This window comes from Fervidibacillus halotolerans (assembly GCF_026547205.1).
Classification (GTDB): domain Bacteria; phylum Bacillota; class Bacilli; order Bacillales; family Caldibacillaceae; genus Fervidibacillus; species Fervidibacillus halotolerans.
The window spans coordinates 2,068,383-2,091,850 of the sequence record NZ_CP106877.1; the positions used below are offsets into that span (position 1 = coordinate 2,068,383).

At 39.4% G+C, this 23,468-nt stretch carries 21 protein-coding genes and 2 riboswitches; all 21 genes read right to left on the reverse strand.

What is annotated here, in order from left to right; genetic code table 11:
- Positions 1-250: 250 nt before the first annotated feature.
- The 21 genes from OE105_RS09930 to OE105_RS10030 all read right to left on the reverse strand — a co-directional run bounded on the left by OE105_RS09930 (position 251) and on the right by OE105_RS10030 (position 23,351).
- A complete protein-coding gene (locus OE105_RS09930) occupies positions 251-1,852 on the reverse strand; it encodes a Na+/H+ antiporter NhaC family protein (RefSeq protein ID WP_275420025.1) in 1,602 nt (533 codons plus the stop codon).
- Between the two features lie 185 nt (positions 1,853-2,037).
- A riboswitch (Lysine riboswitch) is annotated at positions 2,038-2,222 on the reverse strand.
- A gap of 144 nt (positions 2,223-2,366) precedes the next feature.
- Positions 2,367-3,152 (reverse strand): sporulation protein YunB, encoded by a 786-nt coding sequence (gene yunB, locus OE105_RS09935; RefSeq protein WP_275420026.1) that lies wholly within the window; start codon positions 3,150-3,152, stop codon positions 2,367-2,369.
- 83 nt (positions 3,153-3,235) lie between these two features.
- Complete coding sequence (locus OE105_RS09940; protein WP_275420027.1) at positions 3,236-3,535, reverse strand: YunC family protein; 300 nt, start codon at positions 3,533-3,535, stop codon at positions 3,236-3,238.
- A gap of 78 nt (positions 3,536-3,613) precedes the next feature.
- Positions 3,614-5,023, reverse strand: a complete 1,410-nt coding sequence (locus OE105_RS09945) for a bifunctional metallophosphatase/5'-nucleotidase (RefSeq protein ID WP_420842521.1) — start codon at positions 5,021-5,023, stop codon at positions 3,614-3,616.
- Between the two features lie 328 nt (positions 5,024-5,351).
- A complete protein-coding gene (gene sufB / locus OE105_RS09950) occupies positions 5,352-6,749 on the reverse strand; it encodes a Fe-S cluster assembly protein SufB (protein ID WP_275420028.1) in 1,398 nt (465 codons plus the stop codon).
- Positions 6,750-6,816: 67 nt separating this feature from the next.
- Complete coding sequence (sufU, locus tag OE105_RS09955; RefSeq protein ID WP_275420029.1) at positions 6,817-7,263, reverse strand: Fe-S cluster assembly sulfur transfer protein SufU; 447 nt, start codon at positions 7,261-7,263, stop codon at positions 6,817-6,819.
- On the reverse strand, positions 7,253-8,482 hold the full coding sequence (locus tag OE105_RS09960; RefSeq protein ID WP_275420030.1) for a cysteine desulfurase: 1,230 nt from the start codon (positions 8,480-8,482) through the stop codon (positions 7,253-7,255). The genes sufU and OE105_RS09960 overlap by 11 nt, the downstream gene beginning before the upstream one ends.
- The gene (gene sufD, locus OE105_RS09965; RefSeq protein WP_275420031.1) at positions 8,482-9,792 is read right to left on the reverse strand and encodes a Fe-S cluster assembly protein SufD; all 1,311 of its coding nucleotides are present in this window, start codon (positions 9,790-9,792) and stop codon (positions 8,482-8,484) included. The genes OE105_RS09960 and sufD overlap by 1 nt, the downstream gene beginning before the upstream one ends.
- 24 nt (positions 9,793-9,816) lie before the next feature.
- Positions 9,817-10,608, reverse strand: coding sequence for a Fe-S cluster assembly ATPase SufC (gene sufC / locus OE105_RS09970; RefSeq protein ID WP_275420032.1), 792 nt, complete (start codon positions 10,606-10,608; stop codon positions 9,817-9,819).
- A gap of 524 nt (positions 10,609-11,132) precedes the next feature.
- Entirely contained in the window at positions 11,133-11,933 is an 801-nt protein-coding gene (locus OE105_RS09975) for a MetQ/NlpA family ABC transporter substrate-binding protein (RefSeq protein WP_275420033.1), read from the reverse strand.
- A 12-nt stretch (positions 11,934-11,945) separates the two neighbouring features.
- Positions 11,946-12,614, reverse strand: a complete 669-nt coding sequence (locus OE105_RS09980) for a methionine ABC transporter permease (protein ID WP_275420034.1) — start codon at positions 12,612-12,614, stop codon at positions 11,946-11,948.
- Positions 12,607-13,632, reverse strand: coding sequence for a methionine ABC transporter ATP-binding protein (locus OE105_RS09985; RefSeq protein WP_275420035.1), 1,026 nt, complete (start codon positions 13,630-13,632; stop codon positions 12,607-12,609). Before OE105_RS09985 ends, OE105_RS09980 begins: the two co-directional genes overlap by 8 nt.
- Positions 13,633-13,836: 204 nt before the next feature.
- Positions 13,837-13,949: riboswitch (SAM riboswitch) on the reverse strand.
- A gap of 98 nt (positions 13,950-14,047) precedes the next feature.
- On the reverse strand, positions 14,048-14,371 hold the full coding sequence (locus tag OE105_RS09990) for a hypothetical protein (protein ID WP_275420036.1): 324 nt from the start codon (positions 14,369-14,371) through the stop codon (positions 14,048-14,050).
- 53 nt (positions 14,372-14,424) lie between these two features.
- Positions 14,425-15,687 carry an MFS transporter gene (locus OE105_RS09995; RefSeq protein ID WP_275420037.1) on the reverse strand — a complete coding sequence of 421 codons (1,263 nt, stop codon included), beginning with the start codon at positions 15,685-15,687 and terminating at the stop codon, positions 14,425-14,427.
- 157 nt (positions 15,688-15,844) lie between these two features.
- Positions 15,845-16,150, reverse strand: a complete 306-nt coding sequence (locus tag OE105_RS10000) for a thioredoxin family protein (protein WP_275420038.1) — start codon at positions 16,148-16,150, stop codon at positions 15,845-15,847.
- Positions 16,151-16,194: 44 nt separating this feature from the next.
- Positions 16,195-16,539: a toprim domain-containing protein gene (locus tag OE105_RS10005; protein WP_275420039.1), complete on the reverse strand. Its 345-nt coding sequence runs from the start codon at positions 16,537-16,539 to the stop codon at positions 16,195-16,197.
- Between the two features lie 192 nt (positions 16,540-16,731).
- Complete coding sequence (gene gcvH, locus OE105_RS10010; RefSeq protein ID WP_275420040.1) at positions 16,732-17,115, reverse strand: glycine cleavage system protein GcvH; 384 nt, start codon at positions 17,113-17,115, stop codon at positions 16,732-16,734.
- A gap of 126 nt (positions 17,116-17,241) precedes the next feature.
- Positions 17,242-17,607: an arsenate reductase family protein gene (locus OE105_RS10015; protein ID WP_275420041.1), complete on the reverse strand. Its 366-nt coding sequence runs from the start codon at positions 17,605-17,607 to the stop codon at positions 17,242-17,244.
- A gap of 294 nt (positions 17,608-17,901) precedes the next feature.
- Positions 17,902-19,686, reverse strand: a complete 1,785-nt coding sequence (locus OE105_RS10020; protein WP_275420042.1) for an acyl-CoA dehydrogenase family protein — start codon at positions 19,684-19,686, stop codon at positions 17,902-17,904.
- Between the two features lie 102 nt (positions 19,687-19,788).
- Positions 19,789-20,964 carry an acetyl-CoA C-acetyltransferase gene (locus OE105_RS10025; protein WP_275420043.1) on the reverse strand — a complete coding sequence of 392 codons (1,176 nt, stop codon included), beginning with the start codon at positions 20,962-20,964 and terminating at the stop codon, positions 19,789-19,791.
- 47 nt (positions 20,965-21,011) lie between these two features.
- Positions 21,012-23,351 (reverse strand): 3-hydroxyacyl-CoA dehydrogenase/enoyl-CoA hydratase family protein, encoded by a 2,340-nt coding sequence (locus OE105_RS10030; RefSeq protein WP_420842602.1) that lies wholly within the window; start codon positions 23,349-23,351, stop codon positions 21,012-21,014.
- Between the last annotated feature and the right edge of the window lie 117 nt (positions 23,352-23,468).

Consider the following 23,468-nt stretch of genomic DNA (forward strand, 5'->3'; position numbering starts at 1 on the left):
ACGATGAAATATAGGTTTATATAATGACAGCGGGTTTTCATACCGCCGGGGGTAACTTTTTTTGCAGGAAAATAAATTCAAACAATCACTTTTCCTTTAAAAAGAAACGAAAAAAAGGCTTTACGGAAGTTGTAAACTTCTTCCGAAAGCCACATAAAGGACATTTTACTTTGAGGGAATACAAGAAATTTAATCGTTCCATCAACTACTCCCGATGAAAAATTTGATCCTTCGTCCATTCGATATCCGATTATTCATGTTGTAAGCCCTTGTTTACAGAAACAGATGTCTTTTTACTTACGAAAATCGTAAACAGAATGACAAATAATAGGGAGCTAACCAATCCTATCCAAATCAGTCCGGTAAATCCAATAATGACATAGCCAATCATAGAAGCAATCGCAGCGACCAACGAATAGGGCAATTGGGTAATAACATGATCAATATGATGACAACTTGCACCCGTGGAAGAAAGAATCGTTGTATCAGAAATCGGTGAACAATGATCGCCAAATACGCTTCCTGCCAAAACCGCTGCCATCGACGGGAGCAGAAGCTCAACGTTTGTTGCTGCAGCAATCGTTCCTGCAATCGGTAATAAAATACCGAAGGATCCCCAAGAAGTACCCGTTGAAAAAGCCATAATTCCGGCGACTAAAAATAAAATTACCGGTAAGCATGCGATATTTAAGTTTGAGTTTTCAACAATACCAGCCAAATATTCTCCGGTTTGTAACTCACCAATCAAACTAGCAATCGTCCAGGCGAATAGTAAAATCGAAATGGCTGGTAACATCGATTTTGTTCCGGCGACAAAACCTTTAAACAAAACCTTTCCTCCCATATCTTTTTCGCTCACATGTGTGAAAAAAATGCCGATCGTTACAATCAAACCGATGACTCCACCGATTACTAATGATTTTGCTACATCCGTGTTTTCAAATATCGCTAATAAACTAGCACCCGATCCGGCAGATTCATAACCGGTCCAAATCATCGCACCGATCGTACCGAACATTAAAGCGAAAATTGGCCAAATTAAATCCCTCACTCGCCCATTCTCACTTACTGGAAGATCCTCTTTCAATTCTCCAGGGGCAGTTTTTTCCGGATCATGAACAAGTCCGAACTTTTCGGCACGATTTTCATGCCATTTCATCGGACCAATATTGATATTTCGAATAGCGACGAGAAAAACGAGTAATAATGCAGACCACACGTATAAATTCATCGGAATCATTTGAATAAATGCAGTAAAGGCGGTATAATCCGTAATTTCATTTGCCAATAAAATGGGTACAATCAACGATATAATATAGGCACCCCAACTGGAAATTGGTGAAACGACGCAAATCGGAGCCGACGTGGAATCGATAATATAAGCGAGTTTCGCCCGAGGTACTTTTTGTTCATCCGTAATCGGCTTCGAAATTTGTCCAACAGCAAGGGCATTAAAGTAGTCGTCGATAAATATAACGATTCCCATAATCGCAGTGACCACTTGTGCCCCGGCCTTCGTTTTTACTCGTTGAATAGCCCAACGTCCGAAAGCACGGCTCCCTCCACTAATTGAAATAAATGCAGTAATCACTCCTAGAAGGATGAGAAATAGAATGATAAACACATTCCATGTATTGATTTGTCCTCCGTCGAAAAATATACCTTTCACCGTTTCAACGATTTTTTGAATCATACCTAATAATACGGGAACAAATCCTTCTTGCGTATCGATAGCGAGCAATAGGGCGGATGTTACAATCCCAAGACCTAAAGATAATAATACTCTTCTCGTTAAAATGACCATTACAATTGCCAAAAGCGGTGGTAAAATTGAAAAAATAGAATTTGCCATAAAAAAAATTCCTCCTCGACTCAATTTTGAGGGGAACTCAATTGGACAGAGATGATAGAAATATCGAAACGAACGTTTCAATTTCCATTTACCCGCAATATTTCCAAAGAAATCATTTGAAATAAAAAACGAGTAATGATAGAGAAAACGATCATTACTCGTTACGGGTAATGTTTTCCTCCATCACGATCTGTAGCTCCCCATTATGAGATTTTTCTCTCATAATGACAGTGCCACCCTTATTCAAGGTGACCCCAATAAATATAGATCCGACATCTATATTTATTTCGGCAAAATTTCCTTTCGCGTTTCGATCATCGTTGTCATCCTCACGAAACCTACTCATAAATTTTGCGCCTCTACCCCATCGAATGATGTGTGATAAGGTTTGTCATTATTCATTTTTTTTACTATAACAAGAAATTTGGTAGAAAACAAGGAAAATATCATTTATCATGGCGAACAAAACAAGTTTCACAAAAAAAGAAGTACAACTTTTTTGAGTGAATAGCCTTTATTGATTGGATTCGTCCTTCTCCGGATCCATAGGGATGGTAAATGATGGTGTTAATCCCCCACCATTACTGTAAAATTGAGGAACATCTCCCTTAATCGTACCGGTTGCCAACGGAATCGTTCGTTCGATTACCGTCATTTTCGTCATAAACGGAATGACGATTTGAATTCCGACTTTCATTTTCATCCGAATTTCAAACCATGTGCTATTAATTGCCTGTTCTTGCCAAAGGGTTTCAATATCATAATCGATATCGCCAATAGCATGGAAACGAACGGGAATTTCAGGTCCTAAACTCCCTAAAAGAACATTATCCGTAATCCTTCCTAACGGTACATTAAATTGAATTCCTTCTCCACGTCTTACTTCCACCTTTTCGATTTCTTCATCCGATAAAATAATATGGTCGCTAGAAGAAAAATCTCCTTCCTCCATCGCATTTATATGATTTAATACGCGATTGGCAATATTATTCGATAGTTCAATAATTTTTTGCGTATCGATTGTATATAAAGTGGATTCATCCAATTCTTTTACAACGGTGATTTCATTCAAAGGCAAACCTTCACCAATTTCTTCTTTCACCGCTTTATTCATGACATAGGTTGCAATATTGACTGATCGGGATTCCGCATAAGCTACCAAAACCGGTTTAATCGCAATATTGACGATCCATAATCCTAGGGCGGAAAATAAAAGAAATAAAACGGTAGTAAGCAATAACACATATCGAAAAGGCAAAGGTCTTTTTCGTCGTAAATGTCCCCGATGTATTTTTTGCAAAAAAATCCCCCCTATAAGACATGTTTATGCTTAACTTGGGGGATTTATTGCTTATAAACCTCTTTTTAAAACGACTCGTTTTCTTACATGCGTAATAGTGCCTCTTTGCCCTTCATTCCTTTTTTAATTCCACGTTTTTCAGCTGCGATCGTTACAGACTCCAACGGTGCATCCAGTAACTCATCAATCGTACGAACACCAACTGCCCTTCCAGCAATAATATGTCGATCCCTTAAACGATTATTCAGTAAGTCCACATCGAGGGCTCCACACATAATATAACCATTTTCATTTGAAACGGCTAGTAAATTCGTTTTCGGAAGTTTAACAGAAATGGCAATAAATGTTTTCCCCTGAATTTCGATCGGTTCAATTTCAACCATACGATCGTCCCCTTTCTATCATAACTGTATGATTCGTTCAAATGAATGGTGTGGGTAAACGAACGTATGATTCAACTTTCATTGAAAACTCGCCGATTCATCTCCATCATCTTCGTTATAAGGAAATAATGACCCGAGTTTCCACTTTAATACATCCCGAAGAAATTCCGGTAAAAAGAAGCGTTTCTCCGCACGTAAAAGGGGTGGGAAAAATTTTGCAAAGGCAAACATATCAATCGTTGCTACTAAATATTCCTTTTCCGGATCCAACTGTTTCCCACGAATTTTAATATCAATACCCGAGCCTTTTCCTTGAATATCAATTTGGTCATAAATCATTGCTCCAAAAATTTCACCTCGAAAACCGAATCCCTTAAATTTTAATGTCGTATACTTTTCTTCGATCGTTTGTACGAGAACCTCTTTTAATTTTGCTCCGGAAAGTCGTACTGTACACGGATTTATCGGATGTGGACAAATGCGATGAATGTCGTATTCAGTCACAACACCCTTCTTTAGATCGTCAATTAATATTCCCGCATTAATAAACGAACAATCGGCTTGACACCATTCCGTTAATCCTTCAGTTAACAGGCGATTTAACCTTGTTTCTTTAAACCAATCCGTTTCCAATCGTTCAGGCAATCGAGCAACCGGTTTTTCCAACATCCTTTTTCCTTCTTGGAATAGCGTTTCATCAAATTTTTTGTCATCCTCTTCGAGCGGCAATTCATCGGTTCGAATTAATTCGGCTTTTTTTTCAAGGAGCTGTTTATGTTCCCGATCATATGTCAACTGTACAATTCCTAAATAATCGCCGTATTTTCCCGTACATGCTAGAAGACTTCCATTGATTTCTTTCCCCTTTTCCAACACATGATGGGTATGTGCCCCTAATACGACATCCACCATTGGAAATTCATTTGCAATCCGCTCATCATCCGACAAACCGAGATGGGAAAGAACGACAAGAATATCGACTTTTTCCCTGACAATAGGAATCCAATCGTGTAAGCTAGCAAAGGGATTCGTAGCTACCCAATGGAGGGGACCGTAAAAGTTTGTATAAGGAATCGTTACACCGATTACACCGATCTTTGTGTGCTGGTCAGTTTCAAAAATTTTATATGGAATTGCCCAATCTGGTCTTGTCCCGTCTTCGTTAAATAAATTAGCTAAAATACAATGGAATTTCGCTTCCGTATATAATGACATCAAATCTTCCTTTGAAAGGGTGATCCCTTCATTGTTTCCGATCGTAACAGCATCGTACATACTGTCGTTCAATAATTTAACATTTCCTTTCCCTCGTGTTGCTTCTGTAAAAGGATGGAAGCGATCAATATGGTCGCCAATATCAAAAAGAAGCATCGTTTCTCCCCGCTCTTCATGCATTCGTCTTCTACGTAACACTTCCCTATGAATGCGTGGCCACTTTTGAAAATGGCTATGTAAATCATTCGTATGATAAAGATATATTTGTTCCATTATCCATTTCCCTCTTTTTATCACATCATTTTTTAATGGAGTGTTGATCAACCGTCTAACTGCGTGAATCAAATCCGTTTTTCGATATTATACAATTACTTATTGTTTATGAATCGTTTACTCGAATTATTTCGGTCAATTTTTATATAAAAAAGAGCACTAATTCATTAGTGCCTCAAAATCATCTATTTTTCAACTAATTGAACGATTTTTCATGAAAAATTCCATCGATAGGATGAAAATTCCCGCTTCCCTTTCGAAATGAGAAATCTTGTTAAAATAGGGAACCCCGCCACACAATCGGCGGTGACGGGGAAAATAATAACGATTATCCAATCGAACCTTCCATTTCAAAGCTGATCAATCGATTCATCTCGACAGCATATTCCATCGGGAGCTCTCTAGTAAACGGTTCAATAAAGCCCATGACGATCATTTCCGTCGCCTCTTGTTCGGAAATTCCTCGGCTCATCAAATAAAATAGTTGTTCTTCAGAAACCTTCGATACTTTCGCTTCATGTTCCAAGGAAATATTGTCATTTAAGATTTCATTATAAGGAATCGTATCGGATGTGGATTTATTATCTAAAATTAACGTGTCGCATTCGATATTTGAACGGGCTCCGTCCGCCTTCCTTCCGAAATGGACGATGCCTCGATATGTTACCTTTCCACCATGGCGAGACATGGATTTCGAAACGATGCTCGATGAAGTATTCGGGGCTAAATGGTACATTTTAGCTCCAGCATCTTGATGTTGCCCTTTTCCAGCGAAAGCGATGGACAAAGTCATTCCCCTTGCTCCTTCACCTTTTAAAATAACCGCTGGATATTTCATCGTTAATTTCGAACCGATATTTCCATCCACCCATTCCATCGTCGCATTGGCTTCACAGACGGAACGTTTTGTAACGAGATTATATACATTGTTAGCCCAGTTTTGAATCGTCGTATAACGACAGTATGCATCTTTTTTGACGATAATTTCTACAACAGCCGCATGAAGGGAATTTGTTGTATAAATCGGTGCTGTACAACCTTCCACATAATGGACATGGGCCCCTTCATCTACGATAATTAACGTCCGTTCAAACTGTCCCATATTTTCTGAATTGATTCGGAAATAAGCTTGAAGCGGTGTATCCAATTTCACACCCGGTGGAACGTAAATGAACGATCCACCTGACCAAACCGCTGAATTTAAAGCGGCAAATTTGTTATCGGAAGGAGGAACGACCGTCGCCCAATATTTTTTAAACAACTCTTCATTTTCTTTTAAAGCAGAGTCCGTATCTTTAAAAATAACGCCAAGTTTTTCCAAATCTTCCTTCATATTGTGATACACAACTTCCGACTCGTATTGGGCAGAAACACCAGCGAGATATTTTTGTTCTGCTTCTGGAATTCCCAATTTGTCGAACGTACGTTTAATTTCTTCTGGAACTTCATCCCAACTCCGTTCCGCCTTTTCTGACGGCTTCACATAATAGGTGATATCGTCAAAATTCAATTCTGATAAATCTCCGCCCCATTGAGGCATCGGCTTCGAATAAAAAATCTCCAATGCTTTAAGACGGAAATCGAGCATCCACTGTGGTTCTTCTTTCATTTTTGAAATTTCTTCCACGATTTCCTTCGTCAATCCCCGATTTGCTCGGAAGATTGAGACGTCTTTATCGCGAAAACCATATTTATAATCGCCGATCTCCGGCATATTTTTCGCCATCATTCATTCCTCCATTCTAATAAGAGTATGTTTTTACGGAAATGGGAAGGAAAAAACGGATTCTTCCTTACTCTTCGTGATTAAGTTCGTCCTTAAACCCTTTTTCCAACGCCTTCCACGCCAAAGTGGCACATTTAATTCTAGCAGGAAACTTAGATACACCTTGTAAAGCTTCTGCATCTTCAAGGTCTAAATCCTCATCGGTTTCGTTCCCTTGAATCATATCGTAAAATCGATGGGCAAGTTTTATGGCCGTTTCCCTATCTTTTCCTTTAATCAACTGCGTCATCATCGATGCTGAAGCCATAGAAATGGAGCATCCTTCTCCATCAAATTTCACATCCGTGATGATTCCATTCTCTTCTTTCATCATTACTCGAATCCGATCTCCACATGTCGGATTATTCATATTAACCGTAATGCTACTATCCTCTAATACACCTTTATTTCGAGGCTTTTTGTAATGATCCATAATTACTTGACGATATAATGTATCTAATTGATTAAAAGACATCCGTAAAAAACTCCTTTGCTTTAACGAGTCCCTCCGCTAACCGATCAATTTCATCCTTCGTATTGTATAAATAAACACTAGCCCTTGCCGTTGCTGTAACATTCAACCATTTCATTAACGGCTGAGCACAATGATGTCCTGCACGGACAGCAATTCCTTCCGCATCCAATACAGTGGCCACATCGTGTGGATGAACTTCATCTATATTGAACGACAAAACGCCTGACCTTTGCTTTTGCTTGTTTGGTCCATAAATCGTGATTCCTTCGATGTTCGATAAACGTTCCATCGCATATTCAATAAGATCCCTTTCATGCTTTTCAATAGCTTCCATACCGATCTCTTCTAAAAAGTCAATGGCAGAACCTAAGCCGATGGCTCCGGCAATAATCGGTGTACCTCCTTCAAACTTCCAAGGCAATTCCTTCCATGTCGAATCGTATAAACCGACAAAATCAATCATCTCTCCACCGAATTCTACCGGTTCCATTCGTTCCAACCATTCCTTTTTTCCGTAAAGTACGCCAATTCCTGTAGGAGCACACATTTTATGACCGGAAAAGGCAAAGAAGTCGCAGTCCAAATCCTGTACATCAATTTTCATATGCGGACTACTTTGGGCACCATCCACGACGAGAACGGCTCCTTTTTCATGAACGATTCGAGCAATTTCTTTAATCGGATTGATTGTACCGAGCACATTGGATACATGGGTAATCGCAACGATTTTCGTCCGTTCCGTTACCGTTTTGGCCACATCCTCTAGGGATAGGGTGCCCTCCGATTGCAAAGGAATGTATTTCAGCGAAGCTCCGGTCGATTTAGCAACTTGCTGCCAAGGAATTAAATTGCTATGATGTTCCATCTGCGTGAGAACAATTTCGTCTCCTTTTTTAACATTTGAACGTCCAAAACTTTGAGCAACAAGGTTGATCGCAGTTGTCGTTCCCCTCGTAAAGATGATTTCTTCCGTTGATTGGGCGTTAATAAACCGTTGTACCTTTTCCCTCACCATTTCATAGGCATCCGTTGCCTTCGAACCTAGGGTATGGACACCTCGATGTACATTCGCATTATATTCTGAATAATATTTAGCAATCGCATCAATCACGGATTGGGGCTTTTGTGATGTTGCCGCACTATCTAAATAAACGAGGGGATGTTCATTAACTTGTTGATGTAAAATCGGAAATTGCTTGCGGATGGCTGAAATATCCATTACTGTACTTTCCTTTCAATAACTTCAATCAATTGTTTTTTCACACCTTCAATCGGCAACTGGCTTACAACCGGTTCTAAAAATCCGTGGATAATTAAACGCTCTGCCTCTTCCCTCGGTATTCCCCGACTCATTAAATAATACAATTGAATCGGATCAACCCGACCGACGGAAGCAGCATGACCTGCCAACACATCGTCTTCATCGATCAATAAAATGGGATTGGCATCTCCCCGAGCTTTTTCACTTAACATTAATACACGGGACTCTTGTTGAGCATTTGACTTCGTCGCTCCGTGTTCAATTTTTCCGATTCCGTTAAAGACGGTTGTAGCACGATCCTTTACAACACCGTGTTTTAAAATTGTACCTTCCGTATTTTTCCCAAAATGACGAACCTCTGTCGTGAAGTTTTGTATTTGTTCACCACGACCGATTACGACCGTTTTTGTATCACAAACAGAACCTTCTCCGATTAAATTCGTTTCATTTTCAGAAATCGTGTGACCATCGTTCATCATGCCTAAGGCCCATTCAATTTGCGCATCCCGATCGGTGTAACCTCGACGATTTACATAGGTCGTTACTCCTTTAGCCAATGTATCAACGGCACCAACTCTTACTCGGGAATTGGAAAGGGCGATGACTTCTGTAATAATATTTGCAATTCCTGTCGTTTGATCATTTAAAGAAATGTAGTTTTCCACATAAGTAACCGAGCTGTTTTCATCTGCGACAATCAACACATGATTGATTAGTGGCGCATCCCCATTATCGTGAACGAAGATCGATTGAATCGGTTCAGTCACTTGTACATTTTTCGGAATGTATAAGAAGGCACCTCCGTTTACGAGGGCTGCATGAAACGCCGCCAATCGATGTTCATCCGGTTTTACCCCTTTGGTCATAAAATACTTTTCAACAAGTTCGCCGTGATTTTTCACTGCGGTAATTAAGTCTGTAAAAATAACACCCTGGTCCTTTAATTCATCAGTTAGAGATAAGAAACCGGCCGTTTGATTATGCTGAATGTATAAATTTTTAATACCACCTTCTAAATCGATAAGCCTTCGTAACGATTCCGGCAGCTCTTCCACATTTGAAAAGGGAGCACTATTTACCGAATGTTGTTTAAATTCGATAAAATTCCAGTTCGTAATTTTCGTTTTATCCGGCTTTGGCATAGGTATTTGATCCATTTTCGTAAATGCATCTATTCGACGTTCTTTAAACCAGTTTGGCTCACCATTTTGGGACGAAAAGGATTCGATGAACCCTTGGTCAAACGGATATTGTATTTGTGTAGTCATATTCATCCTCCTAACTGTTCCCCATTAAGCTTCTTGTTCTACTTCTACAGTTTCGTCTTCAATTCCTAATTCCTTCTTAATCCAGTCATATCCTTCTGCTTCCAAACGACGGGCTAATTCTGGACCGCCTGATTTAACGATTCGACCTTGCATCATTACGTGAACATAGTCAGGAGTAATATAATTTAATAAACGTTGATAGTGGGTAATAATTAAGCAACCAAATTCGCTATTTCTCATCGAATTAATTCCCTTTGCAACAACTTTCAATGCATCGATATCTAAACCGGAATCAATTTCGTCTAAAATAGCAATTTTCGGATCGAGCATTAATAATTGTAAAATTTCGTTTCGTTTCTTCTCACCACCGGAAAATCCTTCATTTACATATCGTTGGGCCATGTTCAAATCAATATCCAACAATTCCATTTTTTCATCCATCTTTTTAATGAATTTCATTAATGGAATTTCGTTTCCTTCACCTCGAGTGGCATTGATTGCTGAACGAAGGAAATCAGAATTCGTTACACCACTTATTTCGCTCGGATATTGCATAGCTAAAAATAAACCGGCACGTGCTCTTTCATCTACTTCCATTTCCAATACATCTTTTCCGTCTAAGGTGACGCTTCCCTTCGTTACCTCATATTTCGGATGTCCCATGATTGCTGAAGCCAACGTGGATTTTCCCGTTCCATTCGGTCCCATCACCGCATGGAATTCACCGCTTTTAATTTCCAAATTGACTCCTTTTAAAATCTCTTTTCCGTCTATTGCAACGTGAAGATCTTTGATGGTTAACGTGGTATTAGCCATTTTTTATACCTCCATTTAATCATTGTATAATTTCATTCTTCCTTATTCTCATTTTATTCTCATTCCAATTTTAAAACAAATTAAAATTATTATCAACAATAATAATTTTTCCTGCCCTTTTTTCCCATTATGAATTTTTTTCCTGTTTTTTTCAAGAAAGGATCGATGAACAAAGTGGAGAAACGTTTTGATCGTTTGGATTTTCCTTGTGAAAGAAAGAAGGAGAGAAAACGAACCCTAGCTGATGAAAATATAAAAAAACCAGTGATCAATCCACTGGTTTCATCTTGTCAATCAACGAAAACAGACAAAATTCGTCCTTTATCTTTTTCTTTCAAGAAAATGTAAAAAATGTCTATACACTAGCTTTCAATGATTTTCATTTTTCAATTCTAATTGAGAAAAAACGATTGCTCATCCAATAATACTTTTGGATACAAATGATTTATGACAAAAAAATTCGCTAATCAAAAGCGTTCAAACTAAAATAACATGAATAAACATTTTTAGCAGAAATCTTTTAATTAATTAACGGGAACGACAGCACCGTTCCATTCATCTAAAATATATTGTTGGATTTCTTTAGAGTGAAGCACTTCAATTAATGTTTGAATATCTTCCCTTTGTTCATCTCCACTTCTTACAGCAATAATATTAACATAAGGTGAATTTTCATCCTCGATCGCAATGCTGTCTTTTACCGGATTTAATCCCGCATCTAGCGCATAATTCGAATTGATTGCCACAACATCGCCTTCATTATTTTTATATATAGTCGGTAACAAATCCGGAGCATAATCGTAATCAAACTGGAGATTTTTTAGATTTTCTGCGATATCATCAACCGTCGCCGTTAACGGATCCACCCCATCTTTTAACGTAATTAACCCAGCGTTTTTTAATAAGGATAAAATTCGACCATGATCCGACGTACTATTACTCATAATGACCGTAGCTCCATCAGGGAGTTCATCTAAACTCTCATATTGTTGAGAATAAATGCCCATCGGTTCGATATGAATACCACCCGCATTTTCAAAATCATAACCAAACTCTTCAATTTCTTTATTGTAGTATGGAATATGCTGAAAATAATTAGCGTCCAAATCGCCGTTGTCGAGGGCTTTGTTGATCAGTTCATATTTACTGAATACTTGTATGTCCAATTCGATTCCTTTTTCTTTCAAAATGGGTTTCGCCTTTTCCAAAATCATCGCATGGGGTTCATTCGTTGCTCCAACTACTAATTTTTCATCTTCTCCACCACATGCTGTTAACACAATTGCCAAGAAACCAATGATGATCCATGTTGCAAATTTTTTCATCAAACTTCCTCCTTATCGTTTGTCGATTTTTTTTGTTATATAATCACCCGTAAATTGAATGATAAAAACAATCAATAAAATCACCAGTGTAGCAAAAAGGGTAACATCGTTATTATTTCGTGAAAACCCATCTAAATAAGCATAATCACCTAGTCCGCCTGCACCGATTACACCTGCGATTGCCGTATAACCGACGAGGGCGATGGCAGTTACCGTGATTCCCGATACGATTGCGGGCATCGATTCAGGGAGTAGCACTTTGAAAATAATCGTACTCGTTTTCGCTCCCATCGCCTGTGCCGCTTCAATAACCCCTTTGTCGATCTCCCTTAAGCCGATTTCCACCATTCGTGCATAAAAGGGAGCTGATCCAATAATGAGGGCGGGAATCGCTGCCTCCTTACCGATTATCGTTCCTACTATGATTTTTGTAAATGGCAATAATAAAACGATAAGTATCACGAAAGGTATGGAACGGAAAATATTGACGATCGAGGCGACAAATCCATGGATGATCATATTTTCCCATAAATTATCTTTCGATGTTAAAAATAAAAGTAAACCGAGCAATACACCGATGAAAAAAATCCAAATTAATGAAATACCCGTCATATATAACGTTTCGACGGTTTTCTCCCACGCCTTTTCCCAGTCGACATTCGGGAATAATTGTTCAAACATGCTCAATCACCTCCACCCCGATTTGTCTCGATAGTAAAAACTGGATCGCATTACGGACTTCTTCTTCTTTACCGTCCATATGAATAAATAACGTTCCATACGCCCCATGTCTCGTATGGGATATATTCCCATGTAAAATATTGACGACGATCAATTGCTTTTGAATGAGGGTGGAAATGATCGGTTCTTCGGCGACTTCTCCGACAAAGGTTAATTTTACAATTTTTCCCGATTGGTATTTTTCTAATAGCCGACCAACTGTTTCTTTCATATCCTCCGCATCAGTCACTTGACCGACGAACCGTTTCGTAACCGGCTGTTCCGGATGTTTAAAAACTTCAAGAACCGGACCGGTCTCTACGATTTTCCCCTTTTCCATGACCGCAACCCGATGACAAATTTTCTTAATGACGTGCATCTCATGGGTGATTAAAATAATCGTTAATCCCAGCTTTTTATTAATATCCACGAGCAAGTCCAAAATTGCATCGGTCGTATCCGGATCTAAGGCGGAAGTCGCTTCGTCACTCAGAAGGACTTTTGGCTTGTTCGCCAATGCCCTGGCAATTCCTACCCGTTGTTTTTGACCTCCGCTTAGTTCTGAAGGATAGGCATTTTCCTTTCCTTCTAAGCCAACCAATTGAATGAGTTCCCTCACCCGTTCGTCTCGCTCTTTTTTCGGTATTCCTGCAATCTCTAAAGGAAATGCAATATTACCATAAACGGTTCGTGACCATAACAAATGAAAGTGTTGGAAGATCATACCGATTTCTTGCCTAGCCAGTCGTAACTTCGATTCTTTCATTCGGGTAATATCTTTCCCTTCGATATAAATCGAACCTTCCGTTGGCATTTCTAAACCGTTAAACATCCGAATTAACGTACTTTTTCCAGCACCGCTATATCCGATGATCCCAAAAATTTCCCCTTCTTTGATCTCTAGGTTCACATCTTTTACAGCTACGACCTCCTCCGATTTTGCTGGAAAGATTTTTTTTACATGTTGTACTGAAATCATCCTTTTCCCTCCTCAAGGTCCAATCATCCCACGATTGATGCTAAAATATATCCTCTATTCCTTATATCTTTCCCGATACGAAATACACCAGCCCTTTTCACATACCTTTTTTCTTTCAAATTCGGGGAAGAACAAAAAAATACACAAAAAAACCTTTCCACTAGACGAGTAGAAAGGCATACGAAAATATCTCGAATGTCCTTCCTCTCATCTCTCAAAGTGATCAACACTTTGTGTGAATTGGCACCATTTCAATGGAGACCATTGACGGTTGCCGGGTTTCATTGGGCACATCCCTCCACCTCTCTTGATAAGAGCAAGACATAGATTATTCAATTTTCCGATGTAAGTGATTTTAGCACTTCCCCATTTCCGTGTCAATACATTTTCCCATTTTCTTTATTTCATTAACAAATTACTGCATTCCAGCTAACCAAAAAATCGATTCCAAAAGCAGTAACCGTCGATAAGACCCTTTTGCTTGCAATCCCTTTAATCGAATGGCTTCCAATAATTTTCTTTTTCCTTCAATCACTTCTTCCATTACAGCCTTGGTTCCGGAAAGAATAATCTCACTTTCCATCGTCCCTTCCTCTTGAAAAAGAATCTCCCCTTGGCGAATGGATAGGAAAAAGGATTGCCCGTCCACAACCAACTGAACGAGTAACGGTTCCTTTGGAAAAAGGATTTCTGCATATGGATAAGCTTTCAAAGTAGCTACAAGGCGACTTCCATCCATTTTCATTCTCCTTATCCTAAAAGCGTTGATGAAACTTGCTTTTGCTACCCTTCCTACCTTTCATCGAGAACCGTTTCTTGATCGGTTTTTGTTTTCCGGAAAACGAAATAAAAGTAAAGGGAAGCGATGAAATAGAGCGTTGCAGTGATTGAAAAGACCTTTGCATATCCCCAATACGGACCGCTGTCCATAACGATTGATGTGGAAACGGGGCCCATCAATGCCCACCCTAAATTAAAAACCATTTGATTAATTGAATTCGCCAAACCTTTCATGGAATCCTGCACATTTCCCATAATTAACGAGGATTGAATTGGATTTCCAGCATTCATCAACGCCTGACGGAAAAGGAAGCCAAATGCGGCCAAAAACAAATTTTGTGTGAAAGCGGTTAAAAACAAAAAGGGAAGGGAAAGCAATTGCAAATATACAACAGCTCGCACCTCACCAACCCTTTGGACAACAGCTGGGCCTATGATCATCGCAAAAGCAGTAACCGCCTGACCGAGGGAAATTATTAAACCGATGACCGAGTTGGAAGCTCCGAAACGATCTGCAAAATAAAGATTCAAATACGGGATCACAAGGCCGCTACCAAAACCGATCAATACTTGAGAGATGGCAAATAACCCAATGATTTTTAATCCATTCCGATTCCCACGAAAAAAATCACGCAGGGTAAAGGACCGATTTCGCTCTTTCCTTTCCCTTTTCTTTTCCTTCAACCGAATAACGAAGAAAAAGGATGTAAAATAAATGGCACTCCCAATGATGAGCGTGTATCGGATACTCAATAACGGTGATGTAAATAATAGAAAGATATCTGTCAAAAATCCACCTAATAAGCTCCCAACAACATATGCTGCGGTCATCACTGCAGAATACAAGCTAAAAAGATACACCCTTTCAGAAGGTTGGGAGTTTTCCGCAAGCCACGGAATAGCCGACACTTGTAAAAATGCGACAAAAACACCGGTTAAAAATCCAAATACTTCCAAAATGATTCGTGCCTCTAAAATACCTCTAAAAAAAAGAAGGAATGATGAAAGGGCAATACCAAAAATCATCGCCTTTTTTCGACCAAATTGATCGCTTAAAAGTCCGGCAGGGACAAGTGCTAAAGCTGTTCCTAAAGAAGTTAATGAAATAATTTCCCCATTCACCATATGGGAATATCCAAGTTCACGAATATAAAAATTATAGATGACCATATAAATACCAAAGCCGGTTTGTGAAAGTAACGTTGCTAAAATAGCATATTTTATATTTTTGTTATAACCATGATAACGGGTTTTCCATTGGAGAAAGTACGTCATTTTCCCACCAACCTTAAAGATTCACAGAAAAATTGAATGATAATCCTTTCGTATTCTTTTAATCAAATAAATAGAAACTATTTTTCTTTTATATTTATGAACAGAATTTTTGCACGAAAAAGGCCGCCCAAAATATTTCATTGAAACAGGGCCACCTTTATAACATCTTCACTTTCTCATATAAAAATGGGACGGAGTGGAAAGCGTAAATTTTTTCAACAACCTTTTGATTTTTAAACAATACGAGACAAGGAACACTTTCAATTTGAAATGATTCTGCCAAATCCGGTAAATAATTCACGTCTGATGCCCCCATCGGTAAGTCGGGAAACAAATCATGCAATACCCGAACCATTTTCTCCGCAATCTTGCACGTACCACATAAGGGAGTGTATAAATATAATGCTCCCGATTTTCCACTTTCCAATCGTTTCAAAAAATCTTCTTTTGACCATTGATTCAATTTTTTCTCACCCTCAGTATAACAAATCGCTGTCTACAAATAATTTACAATAAATATTTTCCCTTTACCTTAATATTTGCTTGCAAAAGAACGGCGGATAAATGCTTTTTCGGAGCGGTCGCCACTTCTCTATATTCCCGATGAATATATAAATGTTTCGCATGGGGCAATTCCCTTTTTAACAATTTCCGCAATTTTTCTCCTGATTCATCCGCATCTACGAAAATATACACTTCTTTATCATAAAATTGATCGACTAGTTCATCCAATTTCGTTACACCGATTGTTCCATTTGTACAAATAATATCGACAGGTTCATTTACGATGTCTAGAATCCTTCGTTTATCGGTCATCCCCTCGACAATAATCACCTTTTCATTCAACGGCATCACCTATTCATCCTACGAATCATTTTGATTGGTGGAGTTGCACGAACCTGAATTTCTTTCTATCCGTTTAACGACTCTTGAAAGAAATGATTAAATTTGTCGGTGAACTTTGGAAATATATACTATCCTTACCATGAACGAGTAAAAAAAGAGACGTCCAAAAAGACGCCCTTGTCATGAAGTTTTGATCATTTAAGATTCACTAATCATTGCATCGTATTGTTCTGCAGTTAATAAATTGTCCACATCTTTTACGTCGGAAGGTTCAACAATGATTAACCATGCATTTTCATAAGGAGATTCATTCACGAGTTCCGGACTATCGTTTAATTCCTCATTTACTTCTACTACTTTCCCACTGATCGGCGCATATAGTTCGGAAACGGTTTTCACTGATTCTACACTTCCAAATGGTTCATTTGCCGTAATTTCCGTTCCAACTTCTGGAAGTTCAACAAAAACGATATCTCCTAGCTCTTCTTGGGCAAAATCGGTGATTCCAATACGAACTTTCCCGTCTTCTACCTTCACCCACTCATGTTCTTTCGTATAACGTAATTCCTTCGGTGAACTCATCCTTTAATCCCTCCAAATGGTAGTAAAATTCCGATATACTTTCTATATCATGCCATATAAATGAAGAAAATTGCAAGTGAGATTGTTCAATGACAACTAATCATTCCAATGCTTTTTCATACTGTTTTAAACATTCTTTCCCCATGTATTTTCATAGACAGTTTCATTAAATCCAACCGTAACTTGCTTCCCATCTGTTGCGATCGGACGTTTTAAAAGCATACCGTCTGTTGCCAACACATCCAACATTTCCTTTTCTGACATGGTTTTCACCTGATCCTTTAACCCTAATTCCCGATATTTTTGTCCACTCGTATTAAAAAATTTTTTCAACTCAAGGCCACTTCTTTTATACAAATTTTCTAATTCCTCCCGACTTGGAGGATTTTCTACGATATGAACAGGTTCAAAGGGAATATTCCGTTCTTCAAGCCATTTTTTTGCTTTTCTACTCGTTTGGCATTTCGGATACCAATAAAATGTAATCGCCATGAAATTCCCACCTTTTCTCATTTTTTATCATTATATCACCTACTTACTTTCATCGACTACTATTCCAAGGGTTCGAATCAATCCGTATTTTTCCCATTCAATCGAACGATCCATCATCGCCAAGGAAATCTTTCGAACGGTTGAAACTTCGGATAATTTTTTTATGCTTTACCAGCGGCATATCTACGGCGAACCAATGAATTGCTTGTATTCCAAATAAGTTGATGGTTACAAAATGAATGAAAAAAGACACCGACCTTCAAATTTGTCGGTGCCCCTTTTTAGCTGATTGAATTATACAATATATTTTTCTGCTGCTATAATCGCATTGGCAGCTTCTCGTTTTTTCTGGATGACGTTTATCGGGTTGTACCTTGTTAATTTACGAAGAGCGGATAACATCATCATTAACGTATCGCCTTCTTCGACAGCAATCAGCGTTTCTTTCGCATCTTGTTCAATTTGATTGAACGCTTCTTGGCAGAAGATTTCCGTATATAACAATTTTTGTTTACTTTTTTCGACTCCTACGCGATTCATTGCTTTTTCCGTTCGTAGTACTGCCGATTCCATCGCATAGATGTTGGATACAATGTCTGCAATATTTACTAAAACTTCCTGCTCCTTCTCCAGTTCTTTCCCATATTTTTGAACAGCCAGTCCGGCAACCATTAAAGCAATCTTCTTCGCATTTTTTACTAAATATTTTTGTAATTCGAGCGGTTCATCTCCCGGAATTTCAGGCATAAACATCATCAATTCTTCTTGTAAGTTTTGAGCCTTTTCAAAAAGCGGAAGTTCCCCTTTCATCGCCTTTCGAACGTACATACCTGGAACGAGGAGGCGATTAATTTCATTCGTTCCTTCAAAAATCCGATTAATCCGGGAATCCCGATAGGCCCGTTCGATTTCATACTCTTGCATAAATCCGTATCCACCGTGAATTTGGACCCCTTCATCGACGACGTGATCTAGCGTTTCCGTTGCAAATACTTTATTTAATGAGCATTCAATCGCATATTCTGCAATCGACTGGGCAATATTTTTCCCGTCCTTCGCTTCTTCTTCCGATAAGTTCCCCATTCTTTCATCAAACAATCCAACCGTTCGATAGACGGAGCTTTCCGTGGCATAAATTTTGGAAGCAAGGGTGCCGAATTTTTCCTTCGTTAAATTAAATTCAGCGATCGGTGTTTGGAACTGTTGACGTTCCTTCGCATACTTCACCGTAATTTCGAAGGCCGATTTCGCACCACCTACTGCACCGACTCCCAATTTGTACCGACCAATATTTAAAATATTAAAGGCAATCACGTGGCCTCGACCAATTTCACCGAGTACGTTTTCAACAGGCACTTCCGCATCTTCCAATATTAATGTGCGCGTGGAAGAACTTTTGATTCCCATTTTCTTCTCTTCTGCACCAGTGGATACCCCAGGGAAATCCCTTTCCACGATAAACGCAGTGAATTTTTCCCCATCCACTTTTGCGTATACGATGAACACATCTGCAAAGCCGGCATTAGTAATCCATTGTTTTTCCCCGTTTAAAATATAATGGGTTTTTGCTTCATTTAATTTGGCTACCGTTTTAGCCCCGAGGGCATCGGATCCAGATCCTGGTTCTGTTAAGGCATAAGCGGCAATTTTCTCACCAGTAGCAAGTTCCGGCAAATATTTTTTCTTTTGTTCTTCCGTACCGAATAAAACGATTGGCAATGATCCGATTCCAACGTGGGCCCCATGGGAGATAGAAAATCCACCCGCTTTTGACATTTTTTCAGCGATTAATGCAGAAGTGATTTTGTCTAATCCCAAACCGCCGTAATCTTCCGGAATGTCCGTACTTAATAAGCCGAGTTCCCCTGCTTTTTTCAATAGATTGACCGAATATTCAAATTCATGGTTTTCCAATTTGTCTAAAACCGGTAGAACTTCTTTTTCCACATAATCCTCAGTTGTTTTTGCAATCATCAAATGTTCTTCCGTAAAGTCCTCCGGCGTAAATACTTGATCCGGTCCGATGTCTTCAATGAGAAAGCTACCACCTTTAATGACATGATCCAATTGGTTTGACATTTCCATTCCTCCTTATTCCCCTTTTTTAAAATTCATAAATATAGGTCATTCCAATTCTTCTCCGATCGATTTCAATCCAAGATACCCTCTGTTCATCTTCGTTTATAACAATTCGAATACACCTGCAGCTCCCATACCGCCGCCGATACACATCGTTACAAGTCCAAATTGAACGTTTCTCCTCCTCATTTCATGGATGAGGGTCAACGTTAATTTCGTTCCCGTGCATCCTAACGGGTGGCCGAGGGCAATGGCACCTCCGTTAACATTGACGATTTCCTCTTTAAGCCCAAGTTCTCGGATGACTTGGATCGATTGGGAAGCGAACGCCTCATTTAATTCGATTAGACCGATATCTGACAATTCCAAACCGGCCAATTTTAACGCTTTCGGCACCGCAACAATCGGTCCGATCCCCATTATTTCCGGCTGTACTCCTCCAACAGCAAAGGATCGAAATTTCGCGAGCGGTTTCAATCCTTCTGCTTCCGCCTTTTCCCGGTCCATAATTAAAACCGCAGCTGCTCCATCACTCATTTGGGATGAATTTCCTGCTGTTACGGTACCATTTACAGAAAAGGCAGGTTTCAATTTAGCTAAGACTTCCATGGACGTATCTGGTCGAACGCCTTCATCCGTATCAAAAGTGACGGTTTTTTCTTCCAATTGATTTTTTTCATTGATGGAACGAACGGTTATTTCAACGGGAACGATTTCCTCTTTAAATTTCCCTTCTCCAATTGCCTTGGCAGCACGCTGATGGCTACGAACTGCAAAAGCATCCTGCTCTTTACGAGTAATGCCATATTTTTTTGACACTTGTTCCGCCGTATGACCCATACTCATATAATATTCTGGAGCTTCTTCGGCCAATCGTGCGTTCGGTCGAACAACATGTCCCATCATCGGAACGAGACTCATCGACTCTACTCCACCTGCTAAAATCGTATCTGCCTGGCCGAGCATAATTCGCTCTGCACCGTAGGCGATCGATTGTAAGCCACTGGAGCAATATCGATTGATGGTGATGGCAGGCACCTCGTAAGAAAGCCCCGCTAAAGCACCGATATTTCTCGCCACATTCAATCCTTGCTCTGCTTCCGGCATGGCACATCCGATAATCAAATCATCGATCGGTCCATCATAACCCCCTGCTCGCTTCAACGTTTCCTTCACAACAATCGCACCTAAATCATCCGGCCGCACATTCGCTAACGTACCTTTTCTTGCCTTTCCCACCGGTGTACGACTTCCTGCGACAATTACGGCTTCTCTCATCAACTTTTCCCCCTTTGTTCATTTAATTGTGTCAATATCAATCGTTGTTAGTTACGCAACGGTTTTCCTTTTAAAAGCATATGTTGCATTCGCATTTGCGTTTTCTGTTCGCCGATCAGGCTCAAGAAGGCTTCCCGTTCTAAATCTAATAAATATTGTTCATCCACTTCCGTTCCGAATGGCACCTTCCCTCCGGCGATTACATAAGCTAATTTTTTAGCGATATGGAGATCATAATCGGAAATATAGCCGGATAAATGCATGCTTTGTGCACCCATTATTAACGTCGCATAACCCGTTTCCCCGACGACAGGGATTTTCTTTTTCATAGGGGGTGTATAACCTTTTTCATAGAGATGTAATACGAGTTGTTTCGCATCATAAATTCGATGATCTGGATTCCTACTAATTTGATCCAATTCATTCAAAAAGCCGTTTTCTCGGGCTTCTTTAGCAGAAGTAGAAACCTTCGCCATGGCGATCGTTTCAAATACCCGATTGGCAACTTGCTGTAAATCGAATTTAACCCCCTTGGGCATCCGGTTTAACAATTTGCTATATAGCTCTTTCGTTCCTCCACCACCAGGTATCAGTCCGACCCCGACTTCCACAAGACCCATGTACGTTTCTGGTGACGCCTGAAGTCTTGCTGCTGGTAAACTGACCTCTGCACCGCCACCGAGGGTCATTTGATGAGGTGCTACAACAACAGGTTTCGAACTGTATTTAATATTCAACATTGCTTGTTGGAATTGACGGATGACAAGATCCAATTCGAAGAAATTTCCATCTTGAGCTTCCATTAACATAAGGGCGATATTTGCACCAACACAGAAGTTTTTCCCTTCGTTGGCAATGACCAAACCTTTATAATTTTTCTCCACTTCTTCGATCGATTTATTGATCATTTGAAGAATATCGAGTCCAATCGCATTGTTTTTCGAATGGAACTCAAGAAGGGCTACTCCATCGCCAAGATCGATTAAACTTGCACCGTTATTCTTTTGGATAACTCCCTTTTCCTTTTTTAACAGGCGCAAATGAATTTCCTTTTCGTTTTGTTGAATCGGCAAATATTCTCCTTGATGATAAAAATACCGTTTTCCATTTTCTTCTTTATAGAAAGAAGTGTAACCCTTTTCAATCATTTCTTGAATCCACTTCGGTACTTCCAATCCTTGTTCAACCATTTTTTGCACCGATTGTTCTAAACCGATGGCATCCCATGTTTCAAATGGACCTAACTCCCAACCGAATCCCCATTTCATCGCATCGTCGACAGAAGGTATGTCGTCGGCAATTTCATACACTAATCGACCGGTATATAGGAGGGTCGGGGCAAATATATTCCATAATAACTTCCCTGCTCGATCATCCGCATAGATGAGCGCTTTCAATTTTCCCTTCGTTCCCTTTTGTTGCTTCGCCATTTCCATCGATGGAGTCTTCAATTTTTTCCTCGATTCATACTTCATCGTCTCCGGATTTAATTCCAAAATATCCTTCCCTTTTTTCAAGTAAAACCCTTGACCGCTTTTCGCACCGAGCCATCCTCGATCAACCATATCTTTCAATAGTTTTGGCGTGGCAAAAATCTCCTTTTCCTCTCCATCCACATGTTCATACACGTTATTCGCTACATGAACAAACGTATCGATTCCTACCACATCTAACGTACGGAAAGTAGCGCTTTTCGGGCGTCCGATAATTGGTCCCGTTACGGAATCAACCTCTCCTACGGAATACCCGCCTTTTTTCATTTCCTCAAGAGTAACTAACAATCCGTACGTTCCAATTCGATTGGCGATGAAGTTTGGCGTATCCTTTGCGATAACGACCCCTTTTCCTAAAACATCTTCACAAAATGTTTTCATATATTGAATAACTTCTTCAGATGTATCCTTCGTCGGAATGATTTCTAACAATTTTAAATATCTCGGTGGATTAAAAAAATGTGTTCCGAGGAAATGTTTTTTGAAATCTTCGGATCTTCCTTCCGCCATCCCATGGATAGAAATCCCCGATGTATTGGAGCTGACGATAGTACCCTTTTTTCGATATTGATCAACTTTTTCAAAGACGGATTTTTTCACCTGCAAATTTTCCACAACAACTTCAATGATCCAATCTACTTCTTTCAAACGGTCTAAATCATCTTCCAAATTTCCGACTTCGATCAACTCGATATTTTCTTTTGCCATTAGGGGTGCTGGTTTTTGTTTTAATAATTTTTGTCGATTCGTTTCGACAATTCGATTTCTTACCACCCGATCATCCAATGTTAACCCCTTGTTCTTTTCTTCCTCTGTCAATTCCTTTGGAACGATATCCAACAGTAACGTCGGAATACCTACATTTGCCAAATGGGCGGCAATCCCTGAACCCATGACGCCAGAACCGATTACAGCAACTTTATTGATTTGTTTGACCAATGAATTCTTCCCCCTTTGACATATTTTGAATGAATACTCATTCATTTTTCTGTCAAAAAAATAAACTTCCTC

Coding starts and splice junctions, on each gene's coding strand:
- OE105_RS09930 (WP_275420025.1), bottom strand. CDS start 1,852: ATGGCAAATTCTATTTTTTCAATTTTACCACCGCTTTTGGCAATTGTA.
- OE105_RS09940 (WP_275420027.1), bottom strand. CDS start 3,535: ATGGTTGAAATTGAACCGATCGAAATTCAGGGGAAAACATTTATTGCC.
- OE105_RS09945 (WP_420842521.1), bottom strand. CDS start 5,023: ATGGAACAAATATATCTTTATCATACGAATGATTTACATAGCCATTTT.
- sufB (WP_275420028.1), bottom strand. CDS start 6,749: ATGGCGAAAAATATGCCGGAGATCGGCGATTATAAATATGGTTTTCGC.
- sufU (WP_275420029.1), bottom strand. CDS start 7,263: ATGTCTTTTAATCAATTAGATACATTATATCGTCAAGTAATTATGGAT.
- OE105_RS09960 (WP_275420030.1), bottom strand. CDS start 8,482: ATGGATATTTCAGCCATCCGCAAGCAATTTCCGATTTTACATCAACAA.
- sufD (WP_275420031.1), bottom strand. CDS start 9,792: ATGACTACACAAATACAATATCCGTTTGACCAAGGGTTCATCGAATCC.
- sufC (WP_275420032.1), bottom strand. CDS start 10,608: ATGGCTAATACCACGTTAACCATCAAAGATCTTCACGTTGCAATAGAC.
- OE105_RS09975 (WP_275420033.1), bottom strand. CDS start 11,933: ATGAAAAAATTTGCAACATGGATCATCATTGGTTTCTTGGCAATTGTG.
- OE105_RS09980 (WP_275420034.1), bottom strand. CDS start 12,614: ATGTTTGAACAATTATTCCCGAATGTCGACTGGGAAAAGGCGTGGGAG.
- OE105_RS09985 (WP_275420035.1), bottom strand. CDS start 13,632: ATGATTTCAGTACAACATGTAAAAAAAATCTTTCCAGCAAAATCGGAG.
- OE105_RS09990 (WP_275420036.1), bottom strand. CDS start 14,371: ATGGATGGAAGTCGCCTTGTAGCTACTTTGAAAGCTTATCCATATGCA.
- OE105_RS09995 (WP_275420037.1), bottom strand. CDS start 15,687: ATGACGTACTTTCTCCAATGGAAAACCCGTTATCATGGTTATAACAAA.
- OE105_RS10005 (WP_275420039.1), bottom strand. CDS start 16,539: ATGCCGTTGAATGAAAAGGTGATTATTGTCGAGGGGATGACCGATAAA.
- gcvH (WP_275420040.1), bottom strand. CDS start 17,115: ATGAGTTCACCGAAGGAATTACGTTATACGAAAGAACATGAGTGGGTG.
- OE105_RS10015 (WP_275420041.1), bottom strand. CDS start 17,607: ATGGCGATTACATTTTATTGGTATCCGAAATGCCAAACGAGTAGAAAA.
- OE105_RS10020 (WP_275420042.1), bottom strand. CDS start 19,686: ATGTCAAACCAATTGGATCATGTCATTAAAGGTGGTAGCTTTCTCATT.
- OE105_RS10025 (WP_275420043.1), bottom strand. CDS start 20,964: ATGAGAGAAGCCGTAATTGTCGCAGGAAGTCGTACACCGGTGGGAAAG.
- OE105_RS10030 (WP_420842602.1), bottom strand. CDS start 23,351: ATGGGTTCAGGGATTGCCGCCCATTTGGCAAATGTAGGTATTCCGACG.